23 protein-coding genes and 2 pseudogenes are annotated in these 23,278 nt (G+C 41.9%); 15 read left to right on the top strand and 10 right to left on the bottom strand.

All coding sequences use genetic code 11. The annotated features are described in order from the left end of the window. Nucleotides 1–139 precede the first annotated feature (139 nt). Complete coding sequence (locus tag F988_RS08430; RefSeq protein WP_004682477.1) at nucleotides 140–574, top strand: hypothetical protein; 435 nt, start codon at nucleotides 140–142, stop codon at nucleotides 572–574. Between the two features lie 72 nt (nucleotides 575–646). On the opposite strand, the gene ppsA is transcribed toward F988_RS08430, so the two are convergent. Beyond that, nucleotides 647–3,025, bottom strand: a complete 2,379-nt coding sequence (ppsA, locus tag F988_RS08425) for a phosphoenolpyruvate synthase (RefSeq protein ID WP_004682475.1) — start codon at nucleotides 3,023–3,025, stop codon at nucleotides 647–649. A gap of 157 nt (nucleotides 3,026–3,182) precedes the next feature. Between ppsA and ppsR the strand changes: the two genes are divergently transcribed. Beyond that, the gene (gene ppsR / locus F988_RS08420; RefSeq protein WP_004676999.1) at nucleotides 3,183–4,019 is read left to right on the top strand and encodes a posphoenolpyruvate synthetase regulatory kinase/phosphorylase PpsR; all 837 of its coding nucleotides are present in this window, start codon (nucleotides 3,183–3,185) and stop codon (nucleotides 4,017–4,019) included. Nucleotides 4,020–4,107: 88 nt separating this feature from the next. On the opposite strand, the gene F988_RS08415 is transcribed toward ppsR, so the two are convergent. Both F988_RS08415 and F988_RS08410 read right to left on the bottom strand, forming a co-directional pair. Continuing rightward, a complete protein-coding gene (locus F988_RS08415) occupies nucleotides 4,108–5,109 on the bottom strand; it encodes an LLM class flavin-dependent oxidoreductase (protein ID WP_004682473.1) in 1,002 nt (333 codons plus the stop codon). A 153-nt stretch (nucleotides 5,110–5,262) separates the two neighbouring features. Beyond that, nucleotides 5,263–5,760 (bottom strand): hypothetical protein, encoded by a 498-nt coding sequence (locus F988_RS08410; RefSeq protein ID WP_004682471.1) that lies wholly within the window; start codon nucleotides 5,758–5,760, stop codon nucleotides 5,263–5,265. A 245-nt stretch (nucleotides 5,761–6,005) separates the two neighbouring features. Between F988_RS08410 and F988_RS08405 the strand changes: the two genes are divergently transcribed. After that, a complete protein-coding gene (locus tag F988_RS08405) occupies nucleotides 6,006–6,719 on the top strand; it encodes a pseudouridine synthase (protein WP_004682469.1) in 714 nt (237 codons plus the stop codon). An 84-nt stretch (nucleotides 6,720–6,803) separates the two neighbouring features. Here F988_RS08405 and F988_RS08400 read toward each other — a convergent pair whose 3' ends face one another. The 4 genes from F988_RS08400 to F988_RS08385 all read right to left on the bottom strand — a co-directional run bounded on the left by F988_RS08400 (nucleotide 6,804) and on the right by F988_RS08385 (nucleotide 9,300). Then, entirely contained in the window at nucleotides 6,804–7,247 is a 444-nt protein-coding gene (locus F988_RS08400) for a GNAT family N-acetyltransferase (protein WP_004682468.1), read from the bottom strand. A 98-nt stretch (nucleotides 7,248–7,345) separates the two neighbouring features. Beyond that, on the bottom strand, nucleotides 7,346–7,654 hold the full coding sequence (locus tag F988_RS08395) for a type II toxin-antitoxin system RelB/DinJ family antitoxin (RefSeq protein ID WP_004682467.1): 309 nt from the start codon (nucleotides 7,652–7,654) through the stop codon (nucleotides 7,346–7,348). Nucleotides 7,655–7,763: 109 nt separating this feature from the next. Further along, entirely contained in the window at nucleotides 7,764–8,672 is a 909-nt protein-coding gene (locus F988_RS08390; RefSeq protein WP_004682466.1) for a pseudouridine synthase, read from the bottom strand. 1 nt (nucleotide 8,673) lies between these two features. Beyond that, a complete protein-coding gene (locus F988_RS08385; protein WP_004682464.1) occupies nucleotides 8,674–9,300 on the bottom strand; it encodes a hypothetical protein in 627 nt (208 codons plus the stop codon). A 106-nt stretch (nucleotides 9,301–9,406) separates the two neighbouring features. Here F988_RS08385 and tsaE point away from each other — a divergent pair, with 106 nt between their 5' ends. The 5 genes from tsaE to F988_RS08360 all read left to right on the top strand — a co-directional run bounded on the left by tsaE (nucleotide 9,407) and on the right by F988_RS08360 (nucleotide 14,304). Continuing rightward, nucleotides 9,407–9,883 carry a tRNA (adenosine(37)-N6)-threonylcarbamoyltransferase complex ATPase subunit type 1 TsaE gene (tsaE, locus tag F988_RS08380; RefSeq protein ID WP_004682463.1) on the top strand — a complete coding sequence of 159 codons (477 nt, stop codon included), beginning with the start codon at nucleotides 9,407–9,409 and terminating at the stop codon, nucleotides 9,881–9,883. Continuing rightward, a complete protein-coding gene (mutL, locus tag F988_RS08375) occupies nucleotides 9,873–11,816 on the top strand; it encodes a DNA mismatch repair endonuclease MutL (RefSeq protein WP_004682461.1) in 1,944 nt (647 codons plus the stop codon). The genes tsaE and mutL overlap by 11 nt, the downstream gene beginning before the upstream one ends. 6 nt (nucleotides 11,817–11,822) lie before the next feature. After that, on the top strand, nucleotides 11,823–12,764 hold the full coding sequence (gene miaA / locus F988_RS08370) for a tRNA (adenosine(37)-N6)-dimethylallyltransferase MiaA (RefSeq protein WP_004677019.1): 942 nt from the start codon (nucleotides 11,823–11,825) through the stop codon (nucleotides 12,762–12,764). A gap of 93 nt (nucleotides 12,765–12,857) precedes the next feature. Further along, entirely contained in the window at nucleotides 12,858–13,364 is a 507-nt protein-coding gene (hfq, locus tag F988_RS08365; protein ID WP_004682460.1) for an RNA chaperone Hfq, read from the top strand. Between the two features lie 79 nt (nucleotides 13,365–13,443). Beyond that, the gene (locus F988_RS08360; RefSeq protein WP_004682458.1) at nucleotides 13,444–14,304 is read left to right on the top strand and encodes a DMT family transporter; all 861 of its coding nucleotides are present in this window, start codon (nucleotides 13,444–13,446) and stop codon (nucleotides 14,302–14,304) included. A gap of 87 nt (nucleotides 14,305–14,391) precedes the next feature. Here F988_RS08360 and nfsB read toward each other — a convergent pair whose 3' ends face one another. The 3 genes from nfsB to F988_RS08345 all read right to left on the bottom strand — a co-directional run bounded on the left by nfsB (nucleotide 14,392) and on the right by F988_RS08345 (nucleotide 16,399). Continuing rightward, nucleotides 14,392–15,045 (bottom strand): oxygen-insensitive NAD(P)H nitroreductase, encoded by a 654-nt coding sequence (gene nfsB, locus F988_RS08355; protein ID WP_004682454.1) that lies wholly within the window; start codon nucleotides 15,043–15,045, stop codon nucleotides 14,392–14,394. Between the two features lie 106 nt (nucleotides 15,046–15,151). After that, the gene (locus F988_RS08350) at nucleotides 15,152–15,868 is read right to left on the bottom strand and encodes a UDP-2,3-diacylglucosamine diphosphatase (RefSeq protein ID WP_004682453.1); all 717 of its coding nucleotides are present in this window, start codon (nucleotides 15,866–15,868) and stop codon (nucleotides 15,152–15,154) included. Nucleotides 15,869–15,889: 21 nt separating this feature from the next. Next, on the bottom strand, nucleotides 15,890–16,399 hold the full coding sequence (locus F988_RS08345) for a peptidylprolyl isomerase (RefSeq protein ID WP_004677029.1): 510 nt from the start codon (nucleotides 16,397–16,399) through the stop codon (nucleotides 15,890–15,892). 167 nt (nucleotides 16,400–16,566) lie between these two features. Between F988_RS08345 and F988_RS08340 the strand changes: the two genes are divergently transcribed. From F988_RS08340 to F988_RS08305, 7 genes and pseudogenes are all read left to right on the top strand, one after another. After that, nucleotides 16,567–18,294: a glutamine--tRNA ligase/YqeY domain fusion protein gene (locus F988_RS08340; RefSeq protein WP_004682452.1), complete on the top strand. Its 1,728-nt coding sequence runs from the start codon at nucleotides 16,567–16,569 to the stop codon at nucleotides 18,292–18,294. A gap of 266 nt (nucleotides 18,295–18,560) precedes the next feature. Beyond that, entirely contained in the window at nucleotides 18,561–19,208 is a 648-nt protein-coding gene (locus tag F988_RS08335) for a hypothetical protein (RefSeq protein ID WP_004682451.1), read from the top strand. A gap of 18 nt (nucleotides 19,209–19,226) precedes the next feature. Continuing rightward, nucleotides 19,227–20,192 (top strand): 2-hydroxyacid dehydrogenase, encoded by a 966-nt coding sequence (locus F988_RS08330; protein ID WP_004682450.1) that lies wholly within the window; start codon nucleotides 19,227–19,229, stop codon nucleotides 20,190–20,192. 104 nt (nucleotides 20,193–20,296) lie between these two features. After that, nucleotides 20,297–20,617: pseudogene (locus tag F988_RS08325) on the top strand (1-acyl-sn-glycerol-3-phosphate acyltransferase); the annotation flags it as partial. A gap of 47 nt (nucleotides 20,618–20,664) precedes the next feature. After that, nucleotides 20,665–21,416, top strand: a protein-coding gene (locus F988_RS14635) for an IS5 family transposase (protein WP_112987637.1) whose coding sequence is annotated in 2 segments (ribosomal slippage) — nucleotides 20,665–21,001 and nucleotides 21,001–21,416 — 753 coding nt in all. Because the reading frame shifts where the segments join, the coding sequence is not laid out codon by codon here. After that, nucleotides 21,417–21,701 (top strand): annotated as a pseudogene (locus F988_RS08310) (1-acyl-sn-glycerol-3-phosphate acyltransferase); the annotation flags it as partial. Between the two features lie 182 nt (nucleotides 21,702–21,883). Continuing rightward, nucleotides 21,884–23,266, top strand: coding sequence for a M48 family metalloprotease (locus F988_RS08305; protein ID WP_228127231.1), 1,383 nt, complete (start codon nucleotides 21,884–21,886; stop codon nucleotides 23,264–23,266). The last annotated feature ends 12 nt before the right edge of the window (nucleotides 23,267–23,278 follow it).

The raw sequence follows: 23,278 nt of genomic DNA, 5'->3' as shown, positions 1-23,278 counted from the left end.
ATGAACATAACCGCAACTTTGTTCACCTACTTTTTTAAACCACTATGTATACTAGATTTTTGAATGTATTAACATTAAATTTACACGAAATCTTAAAATATCAAGAAAAATTAACCTATTTAGCAGGAGAGCGGTAACTGTGAAACTTCGTTTATCATTTAATGTAAGTGGCGAAAACTTTAATACACAATTATGTATCGAACGTTTGTATTCAAATGAGTTAAAGGCAGAATATGATGTTGATTGTCCAAATCATCTTTCATGGGTGCATCCAGATGAATTTACAGATTATCGTGATTATGAGAGTCGTTCAGCTTATGAGAAAGCATACTTAAACTTTATTATTACCAATATAAATATTCTAGATAGGTGTGGGGCGGATGATTTCTCTATATTTACAGAAATATATATACAGGCTGATGAGCAGTGTAATTTCGAAACATTAAGTGAAGGTTTTTATCCATATATCTGGAAATATACGATTCGTATGCCTACAAGTGTTTATATTTGCGATGAAGAAGGTGGGTGTGCACAAGATTTTCTTTTAACCAATCCTAAATCTGATATTTTATAGAATATTAAAATCAAAGTTTAAAAAATATACATAAAAAAGACCCTGCTAGAGGGTCTTTTTAAACAGCTTTGATTAAGATTGTTTAATCTTTTCTTCTGCAAGGAAGAACCAAGTATCTAAAACTGAGTCTGGGTTTAATGAAACAGATTCAATACCTTGTTCCATTAACCATTTTGCAAGATCTGGGTGATCAGAAGGGCCTTGACCACAGATACCTACATATTTACCCGCTTTACGGCAAGCATGAATTGCCATAGAAAGTAATGCTTTTACTGCTGGGTCACGTTCGTCAAACAAGTGAGAAACGATACCAGAGTCACGGTCTAAACCAAGTGTTAACTGAGTTAAGTCATTTGAACCGATAGAGAAACCATCGAAGTGTTCAAGGAACTGTTCAGCCAATAATGCATTGGTTGGCAATTCACACATCATGATGATTTTCAAGCCGTTCTCACCACGTTTCAAGCCATTTTGAGCAAGTAGCTCAATCACACGTTTCGCTTCATTTACAGTCCGAACGAACGGGATCATGATTTGAATGTTGGTGAGACCCATTTCATCACGTGCTTTTTTCAAGGCACGGCATTCAAGCTCGAAACAGTCGCGGAAATTGTCAGAAACGTAACGGCTGGCACCACGGAAACCAAGCATTGGGTTTTCTTCTTCAGGCTCGTAAAGCTTACCACCAATCAAGTTCGCATATTCATTTGACTTAAAGTCAGACATACGCACAATCACTGGTTTTTCAGCAAATGCGGCTGCCAGCGTTGAAATGCCTTCCACCAGTTTTTCAACATAGAATTCGATTGGGGAAGAATAACCCGCAGTACGTGTCATTACAGCGGCACGCGTTTCACGTGGCAGGCTCTCAATATTCAACAATGCTTTTGGATGCACACCAATCATACGGTTGATGATGAACTCAAGACGTGCAAGGCCAATCCCTTCATTTGGAATCTGGGCAAAGTCAAACGCACGGTCAGGGTTACCCACGTTCATCATGATCTTGAACGGAAGCTTCGGCATCGAGTTGATCGAGTTACGTTGAACCTCAAAGTCCAGTGCACCCTCATAGATGAAGCCCGTATCACCTTCGGCACAGGAAACTGTCACTTCCTGACCATCCGTTAACAGTTCAGTGGCATTGCCGCAGCCCACAATTGCAGGAACACCCAGTTCACGTGCAATGATTGCCGCGTGACAGGTACGTCCACCACGATTGGTGACAATCGCAGCGGCACGTTTCATTACTGGTTCCCAGTCTGGGTCAGTCATGTCGGATACAAGAACATCACCGTCTTGTACTTTATCCATTTCTTTAATTGAGGTGACGACACGAACTTTGCCCGAACCGATACGTTGACCAATTGAACGACCTTCACAGATGACTGTGCCACGTTGTTTTAATAGGTAACGTTCCATTGTGCCGACATTTTGACGGCTTTTCACAGTTTCAGGGCGTGCCTGAACGATATAGATTTGACCATCATCACCATCTTTTGCCCACTCGATATCCATCGGTGAACCGTAGTGTTGTTCAATGATTAATGCTTGTTTTGCAAGTTCATGAAGCTCATGGTCGTTTAACGCGAATTGTTGGCGCTCAGGTTTTTCAACATCAACTACAACAACAGATTTACCCGCAGCACCTTCTTCACCATAAATCATTTTCTGGTGCTTGGAACCCAGGTTGCGGCGTAGGACAGCGTGTTTACCACCTTTTAAAAGTGGTTTTGACAGATAGAATTCGTCAGGGTTGACGGCACCTTGCACCACCATTTCACCCAAGCCATAGGATGCGGTAATAAACACCACATCACGGAAACCTGATTCTGTGTCTAGTGTAAACATTACACCTGCAGCACCCGTTTCAGAGCGAACCATGCGTTGCACGCCCGCGGAAAGAGCAACCACACTGTGTTCAAAACCTTGGTGTACACGATATGCAATCGCACGATCGTTATATAATGATGCAAAAACTTCTTTAATCGCGATCAGGATATTATCGATACCACGAATATTGAGGAATGTTTCCTGTTGGCCCGCAAATGAGGCATCTGGTAAATCTTCAGCGGTGGCAGAAGAGCGTACCGCCACGGCAATGTCTGGATTACCGTTTGAAAGTGCTGCAAATGCTTCACGAATTTCTTGTTCTAATGCGGCAGTCAGTGGAGTATCAACAATCCATTTACGGATTTTTGCACCTGTTTCAGCAAGTGCAAGCACATCATCAACATTCAGTTGAGTTAGTTCAGCCTGAATTCGAGCATTTAAGCCGCTTTGATCCAGGAATTCACGATAGGCGGCCGCAGTTGTTGCAAACCCCCCTGGTACCGATACACCAGCATTGGATAAATGACTGATCATTTCACCCAGAGATGAGTTTTTCCCACCTACGAGTTCGACATCGTGTTTCCCTAATTTTTCCAGACCGATTACGCGCGCTTCCAAAGTATTTACTCCACTTTTTTTGCAGTATGAATGACCATCATTGGTATGAAATTATACGAAAGTGCCTAGATATAGTGTTTACTAAGCGACAGTCATGTTAGATGAGTTTACTATAAAGATTATAGTGCACTAAGACAAATGTTTAAGGAGAATTTTGATGCCCGAAAGTAAACAAATTAAACGGAGCGTATTTTTTATATCAGATGGTACGGCAATCACCGCGGAAACCCTTGGACATTCACTACTTGCGCAATTTCCAAACGTGGATTTTGACATTCATATCATGCCTTATATTGCCACTGAAGAGGCTGCTATGGTCGCGGTTGCAGAGATCAATGCATGCCAGTCCCGTGATGGTTCCCTACCACTGGTTTTTGACACTTTAGTTGATCCATTGGTACGCGATATTATCAATACTGCCAAAGCCGTTAATCTGGATGTGTTTGAGGGTTTGATCAGTAAACTTTCAGAAGAGTTGGGAACGTTGCCAACCACATTGGTTGGGCAGACCCATGCGGTGACTGACTCTGAATATTATAAGGCACGTATTGATGCGGTTCATTTCGCGCTGGACAATGACGATGGTGCCCGAACACGTCACTACGATAAAGCCGATATTATCCTGATTGGCGTGTCACGTTCGGGTAAAACACCAACCTCGATCTATTTGTCATTACAGTTTGGTATCCGCGTGGCAAACTATCCACTTACTGAAGAAGACTTAGACGACAACCGTTTACCAAAAGTTCTAAAAGAGCATAAAAACAAGCTGTTTGGTCTGATGATTGATGCGGAGCGTCTGGTTGCGATTCGTAATGAACGTAAGGCCAATAGTCGCTATGCAAGTTTTAGCCAGTGTCAGATGGAACTGCGCGCCATTGAGGGGATTTATATTTCAGAAGGCATTAAGTATTTAAATGTCACTGAAATGTCGATTGAGGAAATCTCAACCCGTATTTTACAAATGACAGGTTTAAAACGCCGTATTGGCTAAATATGATATTCAAATGAGAAGCGTGGGGATGGGGGTGGTGAAATAAGCATTGCGGAACAGGGCAATGCTTATTTGAAAATAGGATTGTCTACTGGTTTTTCAGCTCCATGAGTAAGCTAAAGTTTTCCAGACGTTTATGTGTGTCGTAAATATCACAGGTGAAGATAAACTCATCCACATCATATTGTGCGGCAATTTTTTCCAACCCCGCTTTGACAGTTTCCTGCGAGCCAATTTGAGCCATTGCATGGAAATTCTGAATAGCGAGTTGCTCGGCGCTGCTTGCCAGACCTTGTGTTGATTCAATTGGCGGTTTGAGTTTTAGGCTATGTCCCCGAATCAGGTTTAAAATCCGCTGATAAGAACTGGTGGCTAAATATTGTGCATCTTCATCTGTAGCAGCAACAACGGTGGGTATGCCCATTGAAACATAAGGTTGATCCAAATATTCAGATGGCTGGAAATTATCCCGATAAATCTGGATGGCCTGTCCCAACATTCTTGGCGCAAAATGTGAGGCAAAGGAGTAGGGAAGTCCCAACTTTGCGGCAAGCTGCGCACTAAACAGGCTTGAACCTAACAACCAGATGGGTACATGGGTGCCCTGGCCTGGGGTGGCAATGATTTTTTGGTTGGGTTGCGGGTCTTTAAAATATTGCAGAATTTCCAGTACATCCTGCGGGAACTGATCTTCAGTTTCCTGACGGCCACGGCGTAAGGCCCGCATGGTCAGTGGATCAGTTCCAGGGGCACGGCCTAAGCCAAGCTCAAAACGGTTTGGGTAAAGTGTCGCCAGTGTACCAAATTGCTCAGCCACTACCAAAGGTGCATGGTTTGGAAGCATGACACCACCTGAACCTAGGCGAATCTTTTGGGTGTGGGCGGCAATAAATCCTAATAGAACGGCAGTTGCCGAACTGGCGATGCCATCCATGTTGTGATGCTCAGCTAACCAAAAACGTTCATATCCCAGCTTTTCAGCATGTTGAGCCAATTCAAGTGCGTGGCGTAGAGAAAACTCAATATTTTTATCCTCTCTAACAGGTGCCAACTCTAGAATGGAGAACTTTATATCTTTTAATATTTTCATCGCTGATTCTCGGAACTATATATCGAAATAATACGATATAAGTTTGGTTTTGTATATCGTTTTTATTCGATTTAATGTTTCTATATTTGTACATGAAAATGTATAAATAAAAAAAGGCACTCGAAAGTGCCAAAGGGGTAAGGATAAAATCTATTAACGATGTTTGTACCAGCCATGGTGCTTGCCATTGTCATGACGATAGTTATAGCGTGAGTTGTAGTAGCGGCGGTCATTGTACGAACGGCGGTTGTCATAACGACGGTCATAGCGTTCCTCTTCGGCACGATCCTGACCCACTTTTTGACCCAATGCGGCACCACCAGCCGCACCCAGTGCCGCACCGATGTAACCCCCATTGGTTCCACCCATGTTACGGCCTACGGTATAACCACCAGCACCACCTAGACCACCACCAATTGCGGCTTCAGTACGGCCACGCTTATTGCTGGATGCTGCGGCCCCACCTGCGCCACCAAGCGCAGAACCAATCATGGCACCTGTTTGTCCGCCAAGCTGTTGACCAATCGCGGTACCGACCACACTACCAAGGGCAGAGGTTGCTGCAGCACGTGTTGCGTTGTCTGCATGTGCAACAGACACTATTGACGTGGTTGCCAGGATAACGCTACATAACCAGATATTCGATTTCATGGGGAAACTCCTTGTCCTTTGTTTTGGGACAGCATTTTTTTACTTGAGACCAATTTAGCAGGACATTTGAGTGAAAATGTGGAGCAGCTCGTCCTGTGTACGATGTTTTAATGAGGGTTTTGTATCTGTTATATTGCAGATGGAGGAAATATGAACAAATTATAAAAATAAAGAATGAATGTCCAGCGAACAGCGGCGAACAGTTTAATCGAGTACAATAAAGTGATTTCGCTTAGGGTGCTTTTATGCTGCTGGAAAAAATTTTGCAATCTCAAGGCTTTGGTTCACGTAAATATTGCCAGCAGTTGATTAAGAATGGCTCTGTCCTTATTGAAAATCAGGTTTATGACAATCCCAAACAAAACTTGAATACGGATGATCTTAATTTCACTGTTTTTGGTGAACCATACCAATATAGGGAAAATGTCTATATTGCCTTGAATAAGCCACAGGATTATGAATGTTCGCATCAGGCGACACATCACCAAAGCGTATTTAGTTTACTACCTGAAATCCTGATTCATCGCGGCGTGCAATGTGTGGGGCGCTTAGATCAGGATACGACAGGATTATTATTATTAACGGATGATGGTCAGTATCTACAGTCACTGACGCATCCCAGAAAGCATGTACCCAAGATTTATCATGTCACCACAGCCGATCCAGTGACTCCTAAACAAATTCAGGCTCTGGAGCAGGGTGTCGAACTTCGTAATGAAAAAGGGATTTTCGCTGCAACAGATGTACAGTTGATTTCTGCGAACCAGCTTTGCATGACCGTTCATCAGGGGGTATATCATCAAGTTAAGCGTATGCTTGCAGCTGTAGGCAACAAGGTTGACGCGTTGCATCGCCATCAAATTGGGCAGCTTGAACTACCTGATTTAGCGGAGGGTGAATGGATATATTTAACGGCTTGGCAAAAACAGTTAAGTCAAAATATTGTGCTGGATTACTAGACTGCTTGCGAAAGTATAAAAAACCCCTTTGTTTTCCCCCTTGGCAAGGGGGAATTATAGGGGGTTTCGCAAGCAGTCTACTGATTATTTTAAAAAACAGTGGAAAATCTTGAACTCATCGTCCCGAATAAAGCCCATCTGTTCATAAAGACGGTGGGACTGGTAATTGTTCTTTTGTGTCTCGAGGCTGATACGCTGGGCATTTTCATGGCGTGCGAAGAGAATGGCTGTATCAATCAATTGTTTCGCTGAACCTTGTTTGCGATAAGTGGGAGTCACATAAACATCATCCAGAATATAGTAGGTTTCACAGGCCACAGAGGAAAAAGCGAGATAAAGCATAACAAAGCCTGTAAACACATCATCCTTAACATGGATAAAAATGACACTGTCTTTATTGTCGAAACGATGTTTGAGAAATTGATAGGATTGTTCAATATTTGATGATGCGCCATAGAACTGACGGTATTCGTCAAACAAGACAGCAAGTTGATGAAGATCTTCTTTGTTGGCTCGCTTAACAATCATCCTGACCTACCCTTAACCTTATTGTTTTAGTTGGAATTACAGGATAGCGAAAAAAAATCAGCTTAAAAAATAAAAACTTGTGTATAAATGCAACATTGTTAAGTTTTGTCACTTTCACCTAAAAGTGCGTTGAGTTCTTTAAACAGGTCTTCGTGGTCATCTTCAAGGTGATTGGAAGCTGAATCTTCGGTTGTTTGGTTTGCTTTGGATTTACGCAGTTTAAGCAACTGTTCCATATTGATATTCTGGTTTTCAATCGCAAAGGGAATGGATTTGGTCAGTACCACCTGTTTAAAGAAAAGTCGCACAGCCTGAGCAGGGGAGATACCGAGCTGCTTAAAAACGGCAAATGCCTGTTTCTTTTCCTGAGAATCAAGACGAACCTGATAAACTTCTGTTTTTCGCATGAAAGATATGACCAAATATTTTTAGTTATCGCCATGTATTTTAAACGATCACAGGCTAATTTCAATATTTTTGAAGTGAAAATAGTAATTTTTTGTCATTACGTTGTGTTTACAGTGTGAGTTCAAAATTGGAAATAAAATGCATTTTCTGTTGGGAAATGGGATCAACAAACTGAATCTGCTTGGCCAGTAATTGCAATGGGCAGCTAAAGTCATCATCTGCCTTATGCTGGACAGTTGGGTAAAAAGGGTCGTGGAGGATTGGGATACCCAGGTAATTGAGGTGTACACGGAGTTGGTGTTGTTTGCCCGTTTTGGGTTTAAGCAGATATTTGGCTTTGTGCTGTGTATGTTCCAACAGTTCTATGTGTGTTTCTGTATTGCTTGGTTTTTCTGGATTAATTTGCATGGTGTAAAAAGGATTACCCTTTTCTAGATGCAGTTGAACAGTCTGTGGAAATTTGAGTTTGGGATGATAGGCAGCAATCGCATGATAGACTTTCTGAACTTTGCGTTCGGCAAAAAGTTGTTGGTAGATTCCCCGCGATTCAGTTTTTTTGCTGAATAAAACCACGCCTGCCGTTTCCCGATCCAGTCGATGAATCGGGGTTAGGTCTTGATTAGTTGTTTGTCTTTTCAGGCGAACCAGTAAGGTTTCCTGAACGTATTGTCCAGTTGGTGTCATGCTCAGGAAGTGAGGTTTATCCACCACCAGTAAATTTTCATTTTCAAATAAAATTTCATGTTGAAAAGGCACATGAATTTCATGGGCCAGAAAACGATAATAAAAAATATGGCTATTGGGCGTATAGATACTGTCTATTTTTAATTTTTCACCGTTCGCAGCATAGATTAATTCATCGCTAAAACGTTGTTGCCATTCGCTTGATTGAATATGTGGAAAGTGTTGGCAAAGATAAGCAAAAATGGTAGGTGCAGAAATGTCATCGGGTAAAAAGACTTTACTGGCACTGACACCGTTGATCAGTGGTGGAGTAAAATTTTCAATGATATTCATATTATTTGAATGAGGCTGAATGGTGAAAACGAGGTATAAATCCCTCATCAAATGCTTTGACAAAAGATTCTGGCGTGAGTACGTTCACAATCAGGTCATTTGGTAATTCAACTTCCTGTTGATAGCCATCAAAAGACCAAACCAAATAATGATTGTCTGTAAAAACCACGATTGCTTTTGAGTCATGCTCAAAGAAAGTGCCAATTGGTAAATCAGAAATTTTAGCTTGAAATGTTTTCTTGTCTTTATCCGCTGTTAGGCGGTCTTGATGAATTTTTTTATCCATCTCTTTTACAGGTAGTGAAATACCAATGTTGTTTGCATAAATCCATGCATTTTTAAACTGTTTATAGCGTTGGTTCTGACATTCTCCACAAGGACGGTGACCTGCCGCCAAGGCAGTTGCTTCATCTAGAAAGAACAGTTCAGAATAAGACTGTCCAAAAACCTCTCTTTTGACATTACCGAATGTGGTTAAGCAGTTGATCCAGGATTGAGTGGAAAATTGCTTAATGATTTGCTTGTCTGCATTATGCAGCTTACCACCACGATTCCCCATTAAAGTCGCACTTTTTGAGGGATGCGTATTCAATTTCCCCCAAGGATCAACCCGATTTTGTAGAGTCATGTCTTCTCTTCAATGTTGTAAAAAAGAACCAACGTATTGCTATGGATTAGGCTTTACCTCAGGGCAATGTTATCATAGCGGTTATCCCAATTTTATTCTATTTGCCATGTCATATTCAGTGAAATTTACTTTAAATCATGAACAAGACACTCAAAAATTTGCGCAAGTGCTCTCACAACAAGTGCATTCAGGCGTTATATATTTGATTGGTGATTTAGGGGCTGGAAAAACGACATTTACGCGTTACTTTATCCAGAATCTTGGGCATCAAGGTTCAGTAAAAAGTCCAACTTATACCTTGGTTGAACCCTATACCATTCAAGGCAAAGAAATTTTCCATTTCGATTTATATCGTTTAGATGATCCCTATGAATTAGAGTTGATGGGAATCCGTGACTATTTAGAAACACCTGATGCTTTATTCCTATTTGAATGGCCATCGAAAGGTGGAAATGAAATTCCTCAAGCCGATGTAATCATTGATATTCAAAAATCAGATGATGAGTTAACTCGATTTGTGACATTGACCACAACATCTGAGCCTTTAGCTCAAATTTTGCAGGAACAATTGAATGGTGCATGATTCAACTCGTCGTATTCATACACTTGATGCAGCCTTAGCCAATCAGATTGCAGCGGGCGAGGTCATTGAACGTCCGTCTTCAGTGGTTAAAGAGTTATTGGAAAACGCGATTGATGCTGGAGCAACCGAACTGATTATTCGGGTGGCACAAGGTGGTTCAACACTGATTGAAATCATTGATAATGGTCATGGTATTCATGCTGAAGACTTACCATTAGCCGTGATGCGTCATGCGACGAGTAAAATTCAAACTGCTGAAGATCTACATGCGATTGTCAGTTTAGGATTTCGTGGGGAAGCGTTGGCTTCGATTGCAGCAGTGTCTCGTTTAACTTTAACCAGTAGTCAAGATGAGCAGGGTATCGGCTATCAAGTTGAAGTCAATGGAACGGCTTTTGATCATCAGCAAATACAGGCCGTTGCAGCACAAAAAGGTACACATATCCGTGTGCAGGACTTATTTTTTAATGTGCCTGCTCGCCGTAAATTTTTAAAAAAACCAAGCACAGAATTTGGTCATATTGAAGAAATAGTTCGCCGTTTGGCTTTGACTCATTTTGAAATTCGTTTTGTACTCGAACATAATGATAATATTCGTTTGAATTTACCCATCGCAGATAGTGGTGAATTACGTTATCAACGAGTGCAACAATTATTGGGTCAAGCATTTATCCAAAATGCATATTGGATGGATGCTGAAAGTATCAATATGCGGTTATCAGGCTGGTTGGGGCATCCGTCTGATGCACGGGCACAGGCTGATTTGCAGTATGTCTATGTGAATGGTCGTATTGTGAAAGATAAAACCATTTCGCATGCTTTGCGTATGGCCTATGAGGGGATTTTGCATGGACACCAATATTCCTCTTATTTGCTGTTTTTAGAGGTTGATCCTGAAAATATTGATGTCAATGTACATCCGACCAAGCATGAAATTCGTTTTCTGAACCAGCGTGAAGTACATGAATTTGTACGGCATTATGCCAAAGCAACCTTGTCTCAATTTCAAACCGCAACTGCTGATTTAGCACAAGCGATGAAAATGGATGATGCCGCGACAGAGAATTTTAATTATCAGCCACAACCAAAATATCAGGAACAATTTAATTTACATCGTGCTGAAGTTGAACCTGAACCACAGCTCAATCAGCAAGTAGAAATATCAACAGATTTGCTGACTGAGTTTAATCAAAGCCGTCCGCAAGCAGTTCAATATAATGCATCGCAACCACAACAGCCGCGTTACAGTGGTTCCGTACAACTCAACAATGCCTTAAAAAGTTATCTGGCTCCCTTGCGTGAAGAGGTTGATTCTGAGCAGGACCAGACAGTAGCAAAGGTAGATGAATTTCCACTAGGTATTGCGATTGCACAACTTCATGGCATTTATATTTTGGCGCAAAATACTGAAGGTTTGATTATTGTCGATATGCATGCAGCGCATGAGCGTATTCTGCTACAACAAATGAAAGCCGCATGGGATAAACCAGAATTCTGGACTTCACAACAGTTACTGATTCCAAAAATAGTGTCGATCACACGAATGCAAGCCACCCGTGTTGAGGAGTTGCAGTCACAATTGCAACGTTTAGGATTGGAAATTGATCAGTATGGTGATGAGCAGGTGATTGTTCGTGGCGTGCCTGCGATTTTGCACAAAGCAGATTTTGGTCATTTAATTCCTGAATTGTTAAATGATCTTGACCCGAATGATGAAGTGAGAGGTTTATTACAAAAACGTGATGAACTGTTGGCTGGAATGGCCTGTCATGGGGCTGTAAGAGCACACCGACAACTCAGTCTGTCTGAAATGAATGCATTGTTGCGCCAAATGGAGCAAACCGAGTTTGCCAGCCAGTGTAACCACGGTCGCCCCACCTGGCGGGCATTTCCACTACATCAACTAGATAAATTATTTGCTCGAGGAGAGTAGGGTTTCATGTCAAATCAATTGCCCGTGATTAATTTAATGGGGCCTACCGCAAGTGGTAAAACCGCTTTGGCATGTGAACTGTATGAGCGTGGAAATTTTGAACTGATTTCTGTGGATTCAGCTTTAGTTTATAAAGACATGGACATTGGAACGGCGAAACCGACTAAAGAAGAGCAGCAACAATATCCACATCATTTGATTGATATTATTACACCATTGGAAGTGTACTCGGCGGCCCAGTTTGTTGAAGATGTTTGCCCCTTGATTGACGATATGCACGCACGGGGCAAGACACCAATTCTGGTCGGCGGAACCATGCTGTATTTCAAGTCGCTGCTTGAGGGACTTGCCGATAACCTGCCCAATGCGGATCAGGCGATTCGTGATACCATTATTGCCAAGGCTGAACAGGAAAGCTGGCAGGCGGTTTATGATGAACTGGTTGCTGTTGATCCCATCGCAGGTCAAAAGTTTAAGGTTTCAGATCGGCAACGTATTATTCGGGCATTGGAAGTGTACCGAATTACGGGTGAACCAATAACAAAACTACAGGCAGAACAACCTAAAAATCAACCATATCGTTACAATTTTTATAACTACGCCCTTATGCCAGATCGGTTAGAATTACATCAACGCATTGAGCAAAGATTGAGCAAGATGTGGAATATTGGTTTTTTAAATGAAGTAGAGGAATTAATTAAAAAATACGATTTAAATGATAATTTACCCGCTATGCGGTCTGTAGGTTATCGTCAAGCTTTAGATTTTTTATTGAAAAGTGACTTGAGTCTCAAAAATAGGGTTGAAATGGAGACTAGAGCACTATTTGCGACACGACAACTTGCCAAACGTCAATACACTTGGTTACGTTCTTTGCAAGAATTACACGATTTTAAAACTTATGTGACGATAAAGCAGGCGAAAGAAGACTTGCGAAACTTCTTTTGATAACGCAAAATTCGCAGGCTGTCTTTTTATAATTTTTAGTTAAAAAATAAAGATAGTTTTTTTGCGCTGATTTAAAATTTTTTGGAGTTAAAAATGTCTAAAGGTCAAACTTTACAAGATCCGTTCTTAAATTCTCTCCGTAAAGAACGTATTCCAGTTTCTATTTTCCTTGTTAACGGTATTAAACTACAGGGGCATATTGAATCTTTTGACCAATATGTGGTTTTACTTAAAAATACAGTAAGCCAAATGGTTTATAAGCATGCGATTTCGACTGTCGTTCCTGCACGCAATCCACGTCCAGCTGGTGCTCAGGGCACTGGTGGCTTCCCTGCACAGGGTGCTGCTGGCGGCTTTGGTGGTGGTCAGGCTACAGGTGGCGGCTTCGGTGGTCAGGGCGGCTTCGGTGGTCAAGGCGGCTTCGGTGGTCAGGGCGGCTTCGGTGGTCAGGGCGGCTTCGGTGGTCAGGGCGGCTTCGTTGGTCAGGGTGGCTTCGGTGGTCAGGGTGGCTTCGGTCATCAGGGCGGCTTCGGTGGTCAGGGCGGTTTCGACGGCGAAACTAAATTTGAAGATGGTCAAGAAGACGAAAATAATCGTTAATTGATTGATGATCTTTAAAAAATGCCAGTCTGTTTTCAGACTGGCATTTTTTTATGTCTAAAAAGCTAGAATAGATCTCATGGAAATTATTGTTGCGGCTGCCTGTTGCAGCGTTATCGTGTCAATTTTGCTGAAATATCTGAAAGAAAAAGGTTTTGATGTTTGGCAAATGATTGCGTGGAACTATTTAAGTGCCAGTGTGTTATGCGCCTATTGGTTTAAAACGGATATCACCCATGTTTCATGGCAACATACGCCGTGGTGGCTGATTTTAATTTTGGCGGTGTTGTTACCTAGCATCTTTCTATGTTTAGCCAAGTCATTGCAGTTTGCGGGTATTGTGAAAACGGAGATTGCCCAGCGTTTGGCAGTGATTCTTTCTTTATTGGCTGCCTATTTTATATTTGGTGAGCAGTTTAGCCTGTTAAAGCTGATTGGCGTTGCTTTAGGTGTGGTGGCAATTTTTTTCATTATTCTTGGGCAGGCGGCGGAGAAAGCCACACAAGGCCTAAATCTAAAATCTGCCCTATTTCTGTTTTGTGTCTGGGCAGGTTATGCTGCGGTTGATATCTTACTTAAATATAGCAGTAGCCTGGGTCTACAGTTTGCAGTCACATTAAATCTCATCTTCATTGTGGCGTTTGTTTTATCAATTGCGTATCTCGCCATCACCCAGCCGAATTGGCAGCCCAAGAATATTTTTGCAGGTCTAGTCCTTGGTGCAATCAATTTTGCCAATATTGCCCTGTATGTGAAAGCACATATGATGTTGAAAGACACACCAGCGATTGTGTTTGCAGGCATGAACATTCTTGTGGTGATTTTTGGGGTAATTAGTGGGGTGGTGCTGTTTCGGGAACGGCTTAAAGCCTATACATGGATTGGTCTAGTATGTGGAGTACTGGCTGTATTGTGTTTGGCAAAAGCGATGATGTTGTAGCGGTTAATGTTCTCATTCCAGCAGAACACAGTTTAATTTGGGCAGATGGTTATCTGCCCTTACAAACAACCACAATCATTATGATGATTATAAACGGGTAAAAATCACATCATTCGCAAGGCGTGATTTGGGTAGCTTCGCATTAAAATCATTTTCGCTACGATAGCCCAAAGCCACAATTACGGAGGCTTTCAAGCCTTTTTCAGCCAAACCAAATTCCTGATTAATAATATTTCTGTCAAAGCCTTCCATTGGTGTGGCATCAATGTGTTCAAGGGCTGCGGCGAATAACAGTTGTCCAAGGGCGATATAAGTCTGGTTTTCCATCCATGCTGAAAGGTTCTTCAATTCATTTCGGTAAAACTCAACATAACCCGAACGGGTATCTTTTTGTCCCTGTTTTGCTGCCTCATCCTTAAAGCGGCCACTGACATCATCTTGTTCAAGTAACTGCTCAAGATATTCATTGGAAATATCGGTACGTGTACAGAAAACAAGGGTATGTGAACAATTGAGCACTTTTGCGGCATTATAAGCATAGCCACCTGTTAAACCTGCTGCAATACGTTGTTTTGCCTCATCTGTTTCTGCGATCAGAAAATGCCAGGGTTGAATATTTACCGAAGAGGGGCTGAAACGTAAAATTTCTAATAATTTTTCAAACTGTTCTTTTGGAATCTTTTTACTCGCATCGTATGCCTTGGTGGTGTAACGTGTTTTTGCGGTGTGTAGGGAATCCATTTATGATTAACCAAAATAAAAAAATCAGTTTATTTTACTGGATCTAGCAGGTATGAAAAGTGTCTAAATGTGATTTAAATATAGATAAAGTCGAATGGAGCAAAGGTCAATAGAGCCACTTTTTAAAATCCAGGCTACTATTTTCTTGTTCGTTAATTTCTAGAATCCATGCAGAGTCTGCTCGCCAGTCACCCAAAACAATACGCTGTTTATTGCCCAACAAATGAATTTCTGGACGATGGGTATGACCGTGAATTAAAAAATCCACCTGTTCTATCACTGAATCTACAGCCTGGGCATTCACATCCATGATGTCATAGTTTTTGAGCTGTTTGGTTTCACTGCTCTTTTTACGGAAACCATTGGCAAGTTTCTGTCTAAAGCTTAATGGGGTCCGTTTCAATAAACTCAGCAGAACTGGATTGCGGATTACGCTTCTAAAGCGTTGATAGGCAATGTCATTAGTACATAGGGCATCGCCATGCTCCAGACGGAATTTTTGATGGTTAATTTCCAGCGTATAGACATCAGGGAGTAGGATTCCATTAAATTGGTTGAGGAAATTTTTTCCTAAAACAAAATCACGATTACCGACCTGAAAATAAACCTGATTGCCTGCCTGATTGAACTCTTTTAAAGCCTGAACGATTTCATCTAGCCAAGGGGCGGTGTAGTCGTCCCCAATCCATGCGTTAAACCAGTCACCTAAAATATAGAGCTGGGTGTTTTTATCTTGATATTGTTTTAGTAAGTCTAAAAACCCTCGAACCAGTCGAGGGTGATCAGGTGACAAATGCAAATCTGATATAAACAGATGGGTCACAAAGAATCCTGTTGGATCAAATTATTCAGAGATAATTTTAGCAGATTCAATCACGACGTTCTCTAAAGGAACATCTGCGTGATAACCACGGTTACCTGTACGTACGCCTTTAATTGCATTTACAACGTCCATGCCTTCAACAACCTTACCAAATACCGCATAACCCCAGCCTTGTGCAGTTGGTGCTGTATGGTTCAGGAAAGAGTTGTTTTTAACGTTGATGAAGAATTGGGCAGATGCAGAGTGAGGCGCCTGGGTGCGTGCCATTGCAATGGTGCCTTCATCGTTGCTTAAGCCGTTGTCTGCTTCATTTTCGATTGAGTCACGGGTTGCCTTTTCTTTGAAGTTTTCGTCCATGCCACCGCCCTGGATCATAAAACCATCAATCACACGGTGGAAAATCACACCGTCATAGAAACCGTCACGTACATATTCTAAGAAATTTTCAACCGTTTTTGGCGCTTTTTCAGCGTTAAGCTCAAGAACAATACGACCTTTATTGGTATTTAATTCGACTTGAGGAAAACTCATTACATTAATCTCCTAAACATGGGCTTGTGACCATGGGTTTTTGGTTGAGAGAAGCATAAGCAAACTGTAAACTACAAGGCAAGTAAAAAACGTTAAAATCTTTGATAAAAAGCAAAGATTGCGTTTTTATGTTCTATTTTTTTACCGTAAGAAGTGATTTACACCCTATGAAGCCAAATGATGTTGTTTCAGAACTGCCAAAGACCCCGACACCGAATACTCATGCCTCTGTCGATGCTGCGCAGCAAGAACAACAGGCAGGCTTGGACTTTGTACGTCAGGTGATTACCGATGATTTAAAAGATGGCCGCACCCAGAAAGTGGTGACACGTTTTCCACCTGAACCAAATGGTTATCTGCATATTGGTCATGTCAAAGCAATTTGTTTGAACTTTGGTATTGCCGAAGAGTTTGACGGCGTATGTAACCTGCGTTTTGACGATACCAACCCTGATGCTGAAGAGCAGGAATATGTGGATGGCATTGCCAACGATGTGAAATGGCTGGGTTTTCACTGGAATGGTGAACCTCGCTATGCTTCAAGCTACTTTGACCAGCTTTATGCATGGGCTATTCAATTGATTGAACAGGGCGATGCTTATGTGGATTTGCAGACACCTGAAGAAATCAAGTTGAACCGCGGTAGCTTTGTGGAGCCAGGTAAAAATTCGCCATACCGTGATGCGACGGTGGAAGAAAACCTGTCTCGTTTTGAGCAGATGCGTAATGGTGAATTGGGCGAGGGTAAAGCGGTTTTACGTGCCAAAATTGATATGGCAAGCCCGAATGTACACATGCGTGATCCAATCCTTTATCGTGTGTTGCACTCAGAACACCACCAGACAGGTGACAAGTGGAAAATGTATCCAATGTATGACTATGCTCATCCATTGTCTGATGCAATTGAGGGTATTACCCATTCACTCTGTACCCTGGAGTTTCAGGACCATCGTCCGTTCTATGACTGGGTGATTGAGAAAGTGCACTCTCAGGCTGTGCCACGCCAATACGAATCATCGCGTTTAAACATTGACTATACCATCACATCTAAACGCAAGCTGCGTAAGCTGGTTGAGGGGAGTTATGTCAATGGTTGGGATGATCCGCGTATGCCAACTGTGGTGGGGATGCGTCGTCGTGGTTTTACCCCAGAGGGCTTGCGTGATTTCTGTAAGCGTGTGGGTGTGTCAAAAACCGATGGTATTGTGGATGTGGCAATGCTGGAGTTCTGTATTCGCCAGTCTCTGGAAAACACCGCAGCCCGTGGTATGGCAGTGTTGAATCCTTTAAAAGTGACGCTCACCAATTTGCCAGAAGAACTCGATTTAACCCATGCTCGTCATCCGAATGTGGATATGGGTGAGCGTGTGATTCCCTTGACACGTGAAATCTATATTGACCGTAAAGACTTTGAAGAAGTGCCACCAAAAGGTTTCAAACGTTTAATTCCAGAGGGTGAAGTGCGTTTACGCCATGCCTATGTGATTAAATGTGATGAAGTCATTAAGGATGCCAACGGTGAAGTGGTTGAATTGAAGTGCTCAATTGACCCTGAAACTTTAGGCAAAAATCCTGAAGGACGTAAGGTTAAGGGCGTGATTCACTGGGTATCGGCAACAAAAGGTATTCCAGCCGAAGTTCGTATTTACGATCGTTTATTTAGCAAAGCTGCACCTGATGCCGATGATGATTTCCTGGCAAATCTAAATCCTGAATCATTAAAAGTCGTTCAAGCGGTGATTGAACCAGCTTTGGCACAGGCAAAACCAGAAGATCGGTTCCAGTTTGAACGTGAAGGTTATTTTGTGGCAGACCAATATGATCATGTTCCTGCAAAACCTGTATTTAACCGTATTCTTGATTTAAAGGATAGTTTCAAGGTCGAGAAAAAATAACACCTATTCAAGAATGGATAGTCAACCGAGTTAAGCGATTAACTCGGTTTTTTATTTATTCATGGATTTGATATAGGTATATTTAAATTATCTAGAGCTGTTTATCCAACAGCGTGTAAGAAGTTGCCCTTGCCAATGATGTGATTGCACAAAAGCAAGCCATTTAGGGTGGAGTGGTTTATGCTAGACTATGAGGAATTGAAAGTAATGTTATAAATACTTTTAACATGACACATCCTGATAGATGAAAGGAATAAATAGCGAAGATGATCGGGCGGCAGCGAAACATATTGGCAACTTTGGGAATAGATGTTTGGATTCCTCGAGAAGTCGTATGCGAAAAAAATATCGCGCCGAGCTTATGGCGAGATCAAGAGCCTGAACAGATTCAGTCCTTGCCAATACAATTCGAAACGCCAGTACAAAACAAGCCTGAGCTGCAAATAAAGCATGAACCAGTTCAGCCGATCACGATGGTTGAACCGCGGAATAATGCTGAAATCATTGTGAAACCCAAAGCTGTTGAGATGATGTCTGACAAAGAGCAGGTTATTGTCACAACACAGGTCCAAAGCTTTGAGTTGCAAATGTATATTCTGGAAAGCTGTGCAATCCTGGTGGAAAGCAGTCGATTCAATGAAACACAGCAACAACTCTGGCACAATATTCAGAAAGCGAAACTGGGGCATTATGCCGAGTTAAAATGGCCTTTTCCATTGGCTGATTTTCAGGAAAGCCGCGGCTTGCCCTCCTATATTCAGGGCTTTCTGGATGCGACTGCCATGAATAAAAAGATTCTATGTCTAGGTCATCTCGATTTTATCCAGCACTCTAATATTCTACATTTAGCAAGTTTAGAAGAAATGATTGCCCAGCCTTTATTAAAAAGACGACTGTGGCAACTGATGCAATAAAAGATCGGAATTGTAACAATGAAGAAAGTTGTCGTATTCAGTCAAATAGATCAAGATGTTCTAGCACGGTTACAGCAAAATTATCAGGTGGTAGTGCTCAACCCAAAACTCGGTGAGATCAATGAGCAAATCCGTACTGAAGTGGTTGATGCCGATGCCATGATTGGTGCAGGACGTTTACTCAATGAAAGCAATCTGGCACCTGCACAAAAACTCAAGATTATTTCGACCGTCTCCGTTGGTTATGACAATTATGATGTGAATTATCTAAATCAGCGAAAAATCTGGCTGGCAAATACCCCGCATGTGCTTACCGAAACCACCGCCGATTTAGCCTTTAGCTTACTTTTGAGTGCAGCACGTAAGATTCCACAACTGGATGCATGGACCAAACAGGGGCAATGGAAGCGTACCGTTTCGACTGAACAATTTGGTGTGGATGTATTTGGTAAAACGCTGGGAATCATTGGTCTGGGCCATATTGGCGCAGCCATTGCAAGACGTGGCTTTTATGGCTTTAACATGAATATTCTGTACCATAACCGCCGTGAAAAAATTGAGGTGGCCCAGGCTTTCAATGCGCAATATCGTAATTTAGACCAGCTTCTACAGCAGTCTGACTTTATTGTGGTTGCGGTTGACTTAAATCATGATTCACAGGCACTGATTGGAGAGGTGCAGTTTGACCTGATGCAGAAACATGCTGTATTTATCAATATTGCGCGTGGTTCGGTGGTTGATGAAAATGCGCTTATTGATGCGTTGCAGCAAAATAAAATCTTTGCTGCGGGTTTGGATGTATATGCCAAAGAACCATTACAAAGCTCTGCATTATTTGACCTGGCAAATGTTGTGACTGCGCCACATATTGGTTCAGCCACCGCCGAAACACGCAAAAAAATGGTCGATCTGGCCTATCAGAACCTAATTGATGCTTTAGAAGATCGTACACCCCGTTATCTTGTCAATCCAAAATTTGAATAAATGCTTACAAATTTATTGCTGAATTATTCAGCTACAGCATCTTTTTAAACTGGTGAATATTGATACAATTGCGCCCTTTGTAATTTATTTTGGGGTGTCTGCTTGTGTTTGAGAAATTGGCTGAGAAAAGTTTAAATTTAATGGGGTGGGAACTGGATAATCACTGGGACCTCAATGTGGACCAGTGTGTCATGATTGCCGCCCCGCATACCAGTAACTGGGATGCTTTATATGCGCGTTTGGCATTGAAAGCCTTGGGTGTCAATGTGCGTCTAACCATTAAAGACAGCTACATGAAACTGCCATTTGGGCCTTTTGTCCGTGCAATGGGTGGTATCGGGATCGACCGTCGTGTGAAGCAAGCGGGGCAGGAACGTCCAAGCATGGTTCAACTGATGAGTGACCTGTTTAAAACACATCCTAGGGCTTGTTGAGAATTAACAAAGGCTACTGATTAATTTATAATAGTACTATGGATAGATACATACTTACTGATGCCCAATGGGCAAAAATGGAACCTTTTTGCCTAGGTAAAGTGACCGATCGAGGTCGTAGTGGAAAAGATAATCGATTATTTTTAGAAGCAGTCCTATGGATTGCCCGTACGGGCAGTCCATGGCGTGATCTACCTGCTCATTTTGGTAAATGGAATACCGTCTTTAAAAGATACCGTGACTGGGTTAAAGCTGGTGTATTTGAAACTATTTTTGCATCTGTAAATGAAGATGTTGATTTGGAATACGCCATGATTGATGGAACGATTGTTAAAGTTCATCGACATGGGCAAGGTGCAAAAGGGGGACTTTCAAACAGTCTATAGGTAAATCTCGAGGTGGAATGACCTGTAAAATTCTTGCCTTAGTGGATAGTCTAGGTAACCTCATTAAGTTTCGATTAATGCCTGGTCAATATCACGATTTAGTAGAAACCAAACCTTTAATCGAAGATGTTGATTTTCAAGCATTACTAGCGGATAAAGCATTTGATGCAGATTGGCTCATCCAAGAACTCAATGAACGTAAAGTGAAAGTGGTGATCCCACCCAAATCTAATCGAAAAGTAATGAGAGCATTTGATACGACTATGTATAAATGGCGTCATCTCATTGAAAACTATTTCTGTAAGTTAAAAGAATTTAAACGTATAGCGATGCGTAGTTGTAAAACAGATACGAGTTTTGAAGCCATGATTCAATTGTGTGCGAGTGTAATTAACTCTCGGTAATTCTCAACAGACCCTAAATTAGTCATGTTGGTCACACCTGAGGGAACTCGATCAAAACAGGAACAGTGGAAAACGGGTTTTTACCATGTCGCCATGACGGCAGGCGTACCGATTGCTTTAGCTTATATGGACTATGCCAAGAAAAAAACAGGGGTTGGAAAAATTGTCTATCCAACAGGAAACTATGAACAGGATATGGCTGAAATCATGGCATTTTATGCTGAAATCAATGCAAAGCATCCTGAAAAATTTAGCGTTGACCAACGCTATGCGAATAACAAATAATTTGGTTGATTTCAAAAATATAAACTAAGGCGGGATTTTCCTGCCTTTTATAACACTTCGTTGCAAATTTCTCCTATTTTCAATGCTATAGTCATTTTTTATTCATACCTTAGAGAAACCACTTGAGATCTTTATTGCTCGCATGTGGCCTTTTTGCCACTACCCAACTCAGCCATACCCAGATTTTTTTGCCTACGCAAAATATGGGTCAAACAGAAGTGCCTGACATTGGAAGCGGTATTGGTCTGCTTGATCAACAAAAAGAAAAGCTCATTGGTGAAAAGGTATATCGTGAAGTGCATCGCCAGATGCCCACCATTCAGGATGCATGGCTAGAAGATCAATTTCTACAGGTATTCTCAGGTATTTTAAGCCAAACCCAACTAGGGCAACCGATTGGACTGGTGATTATTAAAGACCCTCAGATCAATGCGTTTGCTGTACCAGGTGGCTTATTTGCACTCAATACGGGACTCATTACCTCAGCAAAAAATCTTGATGAGATTGCAGGGGTAATGGCGCACGAAATAGCACACGTTGCACAACGACATTATAGCCGTTCGCAAGAGGCATTTAAGGGACAGGGGCTATTGGCCTTGGCTGGTATTATTGTCGGGGCTGCGATTGCCTCACAGGCAGATAGTGATGTGGGTTCCGCCGTCATGCTTGGAACGCAGGCTGCTTTAATGGACAAGCAACTCAGCTATAGTCGGAATCAGGAACGTGAGGCTGACCGTATCGGCATGCAGTTTATGTACGCGGCAGGCTACAATCCGCAAAGCATGGCTGATTATTTTGAAACCATGCATCGGGCAACCAGTCGAGTTAGCTTTTTGCCTGATTTCTGGCTTACCCATCCACTTACTACAGAACGTATGAGTGAGGCGCGGTTACGTGCCAATCAGTTGCCTCAAGTCAGGTCTAAAATCTATGACCTCGATTTTGACATATTAAAATGGTACACACAGGTTGTCTCAAATCAGGCGACAGAAATCCAGTTACAGGCACTGGCCAATCAGAAGAATATCGCGGGCTTATTGGCGCTTAGCAAGTTTTATCTGATGCAGGGGGACTATACTCAGGCACAGTCCAACCTTGATCTGGTCAAGATAAAATTAAAATCGCATATTCTGATTCCCCTGATTCAAACCGATATTTATCTGGGACAAAACAAGTTCGATCAGGCATATGACAGCATGAGTTCACTACAAAAAACCATGCCTGAAAATCGGGCTTTATCCTATAAGTTGGTTGAGGTTTTAATCCGCCAAGGCAAGATTGATCAGGCACAAACTCTGGTACAGCGCTTTATAAGAAAAAATCAGCGTGATATACAGGGATGGCAGCTTTTACAGCAGGCGACTAATCTGGATAAAAGTTCACCACTGCAAGCGGTAAATGTGTTGTGCTATCGTGCGGAAGCTGAATATTGGTCTGGTTATGAAGAAAATGCGATTAAATCCATGCTACATGCCCAACGTTTGGCAAAAGGTAACTTGGCAATGTCAGCAAAAATTGACTCACGCTTGAAACAGATGCAAGATGATCGCCGTATGAAAATTTAAAAATTAGGAGAA

Origin of the sequence: Acinetobacter parvus DSM 16617 = CIP 108168, assembly GCF_000368025.1 — a bacterium.
Taxonomy (GTDB): domain Bacteria; phylum Pseudomonadota; class Gammaproteobacteria; order Pseudomonadales; family Moraxellaceae; genus Acinetobacter; species Acinetobacter parvus.
Note: the sequence above shows the minus strand (reverse complement) of the source record. Positions and strands in the feature narration are given on the sequence as shown.